Source organism: Staphylococcus sp. HMSC070D05 (assembly GCF_001815595.1).
GTDB lineage: Bacteria > Bacillota > Bacilli > Staphylococcales > Staphylococcaceae > Staphylococcus > Staphylococcus hominis.
Genome location: NZ_KV821146.1, coordinates 1 through 3,200 on the forward strand (window position 1 = coordinate 1; position 3,200 = coordinate 3,200).

Genomic DNA, 3,200 nt, shown 5'->3' on the forward strand with positions numbered 1-3,200 from the left:
TTGCCAGGCAAATTATTGTATGGATGCGATGAGCTGATATTGAGACCGTAAGGTCTCTTTTTTTTATTTTAAAATATATATATCTATATATAACTAATTAAAAGATGACTAAATGAATATACACTCTTATATTCAGCTTTTTTTAAACGGATTGTCAGCATAGTAACTTTCATAAAAATTCACGTTTAAAGTAAATTAAGAATTGGTTCTCCAATGACTACTATTCCAAAATGAGTCAGAATTTATTTCTTCTATTTAAACTGTAAGTGCTTTAATAAGGGCATTAACATGTTTCTCTAATTTTTCTTCTGGAATACCTCCAAAGCCAATTAAGAAGGTAGGAGGGTGTGCTTTTTTGTTGTTGTAAGGATAAGGTGTTAATTTAAGGTTGAATTTTTTCGTTCTTTTTATGCATTCATTTAATGTCAAATTATTTTTAACTACAAGTGTGAAGTGCATTCCTGTTAGTGCTCCTTCAATTTTCAATTGTTCTTTATATGGTTTTAGTTTTTCTAAAATAAAAGTTAATTTGTTTTTATATATTCTTCTCATTTTATTAAGATGACGTTCAAAGCTACCAGTTGCCATAAATTGTGCTACCATATGTTGTAGATGTACAGGCACAGTATTGCTTTCAACATACTGCATCTCTCGGAATAATTTTAGTAGTTTATTTGGTAAGACAATGTAAGCCATACGACAGCTTGGGTAAAGCGATTTCGAAAATGTACTAATATATATTACTTTTTGTTTTTTATCTAAGTTCTGTAATGCCGGAATAGGTTTTCCGAAATATCTAAATTCTGAATCATAATCATCTTCAATAATATATCGTTCTTTCTTTTGTTGTGCCCATTTTATAAGTTGTGTGCGCTTCTTTAAACTCATCACGTATCCTGTTGGAAATTGATGAGATGGTGTGATATATAAAATATCATTATTTTTTTGAAAGACTTCATCGATATTAATTCCATCTTTTTCTACTCTAGCTTGTGTATACCTTATTCTATGCTTATCCAGTACATGTTTAATAGGTGGATAACTAGGTTGTTCTATAATAAATGATGAATCTTTTAATAAGTCAGTAACCATATTTAATAATTGTTCAGTTGAAGAGCCAATTATAATTTGATTTGGATGACAAGATACTCCTCTACTATTAAATAAATAATGAGAAATTTGCTGTCTTAAGTTGAATTCTCCCTGAACGCTTCCTTTACTCAAAAGGGCAAGTTGATCTTCTTCAAATACTTCTTTAGCATACCTTTTAAATAAATGGCTAGGAAAATGTTCAGCATCAATTTCAGCTAAATTGAATTGATACTGATAAGTATTTTCCTGTGTAGCTTTATCAATTTCTAATATATCACTTATTTCAGAATAACTATTTGTTACTGGCAATGATTGAATTTCTGAAACATAATAACCTGAACGTGGTTTTGAATATATAAATCCTTCATCTAAAAGTAACTGATAGGCATGCTCAATTGTAGTATGACTAAGTGATAAATGTTCGCTCAACTGTCTTTTAGATGGAAATTTATCGTTTGATTCATATACACCTTCAATTATCTGTTTTTTTAGCTTTTCATATAAAGAAATATATAATGGTTTCTTCTTCGTCATAAATCTGACCCCTAATTTTTTATTAAAATTGTACCTTTTTAAACATCAGTTTATATTTTAAAATGGATTTAATCAATTGAAAAGGGGTTTTATAAATGTCTAAAATTGTAGGATCTGAAAGAGTTAAACGTGGTATGGCTGAAATGCAAAAAGGCGGCGTCATTATGGATGTTGTTAATGCTGAACAAGCTAAAATTGCTGAGGAAGCTGGAGCAGTAGCAGTTATGGCCTTAGAACGTGTACCATCTGATATTAGAGCAGCTGGTGGTGTAGCACGTAGTGCCAATCCTAAAATTGTTGAAGAAGTAATGAATGCTGTTTCAATTCCAGTAATGGCTAAAGCACGTATTGGTCATATCACAGAAGCACGTGTATTAGAAGCTATGGGTGTAGACTATATTGATGAATCTGAAGTTCTTACTCCTGCAGATGAAGAATTTCATTTAAGAAAAGATCAATTTACTGTACCATTTGTTTGTGGTTGCCGTAATTTAGGCGAAGCAGCACGACGTATTGGCGAAGGTGCAGCGATGTTACGTACTAAAGGAGAACCTGGAACAGGTAATATTGTAGAAGCTGTACGTCACATGAGAAAAGTTAATTCAGAGGTTAGTCGTCTAACTGTAATGAATGACGATGAAATTATGACGTATGCTAAAGAATTAGGCGCACCATATAATGTATTAAAACAAATTAAAAAAGAAGGTCGTTTACCAGTAGTAAACTTTGCAGCTGGTGGTGTAGCAACACCTCAAGATGCTGCCTTAATGATGGAATTAGGTGCTGATGGGGTATTTGTGGGTTCAGGTATTTTTAAATCTGAAGATCCAGAAAAATTTGCAAAAGCTATTGTTCAAGCTACAACTCATTATCAAGATTATGAATTAATTGGAAAATTAGCAGCTGAATTAGGAACTGCAATGAAAGGCTTAGATATAAATAAAATCTCATTAGAAGAACGTATGCAAGAGCGTGGTTGGTAATTTATGAAGATTGGTGTATTAGCATTACAAGGTGCAGTACGTGAACACATTCGTCATATTGAATTAAGTGGTCACGAAGGTATAGCAGTTAAGAAAGTTGAACAATTAGATGAAATTGATGGCCTTATTCTCCCTGGCGGTGAATCTACAACTTTAAGAAGGCTTATGGATTTATATGGCTTTAAAGAAAAATTACAACAATCTGATTTACCAATGTTTGGAACTTGCGCAGGTCTTATTGTGCTTGCCAAAGATGTAGAAGGTGAGACAGGATATCTAAAAAAATTAGATATTACTGTTGCGCGTAATTCCTTTGGTAGACAAGTAGATAGTTTTGAAGCTGAGTTAGATGTTAAAGATATTGCAAAAGATATAGAAGGTGTCTTTATAAGAGCACCACATATTGTTAGTGTAGAAAATAATGTAGAAATATTAAGTTCTATTAGTGATAAAATAGTAGCTGTTAAGCAGGGGAAATACCTAGGGGTGTCTTTCCATCCAGAATTAACAGATGACTATCGTATAACTCAGTATTTTATTGAACATATAGTTAAATAAGAAAAAGAGGGTGGGACATAATTCCTAACAAAT

Annotated in this window: 3 protein-coding genes; 2 read left to right on the forward strand and 1 reads right to left on the reverse strand. The window is 32.0% G+C overall.

Annotated features, from left to right (window positions below):
* Nucleotides 1–255 precede the first annotated feature (255 nt).
* Nucleotides 256–1,626: a MocR-like pyridoxine biosynthesis transcription factor PdxR gene (locus tag HMPREF3046_RS07625; protein ID WP_064206767.1), complete on the reverse strand. Its 1,371-nt coding sequence runs from the start codon at nt 1,624–1,626 to the stop codon at nt 256–258.
* 95 nt (nt 1,627–1,721) lie between these two features.
* On the opposite strand from HMPREF3046_RS07625, the gene pdxS reads away from it, so the two are divergent.
* Nucleotides 1,722–2,609: a pyridoxal 5'-phosphate synthase lyase subunit PdxS gene (gene pdxS, locus HMPREF3046_RS07630; protein ID WP_064206768.1), complete on the forward strand. Its 888-nt coding sequence runs from the start codon at nt 1,722–1,724 to the stop codon at nt 2,607–2,609.
* Nucleotides 2,610–2,612: 3 nt separating this feature from the next.
* Nucleotides 2,613–3,167: a pyridoxal 5'-phosphate synthase glutaminase subunit PdxT gene (gene pdxT / locus HMPREF3046_RS07635; protein WP_070718292.1), complete on the forward strand. Its 555-nt coding sequence runs from the start codon at nt 2,613–2,615 to the stop codon at nt 3,165–3,167.
* Nucleotides 3,168–3,200 lie beyond the last annotated feature (33 nt).